The 798-nt window shown below is 39.3% G+C and carries 1 protein-coding gene; it reads right to left on the bottom strand.

The genetic code is table 11. The annotated features are described in order from the left end of the window. Positions 1–25 precede the first annotated feature (25 nt). On the bottom strand, positions 26–798 hold a 773-nt coding region (locus tag A6E03_RS13585; protein ID WP_065601065.1), incomplete at its 5' end, for an IS110 family transposase.

Genomic DNA, 798 nt, shown 5'->3' with positions numbered 1-798 from the left:
TAACAAACGACTATGGTGTCAATAACTAATTATTAGCGTGGTTTTCATTCCACATGACACCATCTCGTATCATTGAATTAAGTATGACAACCATCTTTCTAACACAGGCAATAATAGCGAGTTTTTTGGGTTTCCCTTCAGCTACGAGGCGACTGTAAGTCGACTTAAAAACCGGGTTACATTGCATTGCTGACATCATGGCCATATAGAGAACCGTCCGTACTTGCTTACGACCACCTTTGATTTTTCGGTGACCCTTGTAGCGTCCACTATCTCGATTCATAGGGGCTACTCCAACCAAAGCTGACGCTTTTCTATTACCAATACTTCCAAGCTCAGGGAGATTACTTATTAGCGATGCAGCAGCAACTTTTCCTATGCCAGGAACGCTCTGAAGGATTTCGTTTTTATGCTTATATTCATCACAAGATTCAATAAGTTTAATGATTTTTTCTTCTATTTTTTGGATTTGATTTTTGAAGGTTGTCAATATTGGTTTAATGGTCATCGCTAGTTCTTTCGGGAGTATTTGAAGGCGATTCTTTTCCATGGTTTGCATCGATAATAATTGATTTCTACGAATGACTAAGTCACTCATTAGTCTTATGTTTTCAGGCTTTAGAGTTGATAGTGGAGGTTCAATTCTTTCAGCGTATAAGGCAATTAATTGGGCGTCTAATTTATCTGTTTTGGCTATTTGTCCAATAGCGCCAGCAAATCGTCTTACATGAATAGGGTTGGCAACAACGTATGGAAGCTTAGCCTTTGAGCAAGCAAGAACAAAGGGGACCTCAAGCC

Source organism: Aliivibrio sp. 1S128 (assembly GCF_001691065.1).
In the GTDB taxonomy this organism is placed as follows: Bacteria; Pseudomonadota; Gammaproteobacteria; order Enterobacterales; family Vibrionaceae; genus Aliivibrio.
The sequence above is the reverse complement of the archived record's forward strand: the minus strand, read 5'-3'. Positions and strand labels throughout refer to the sequence as shown.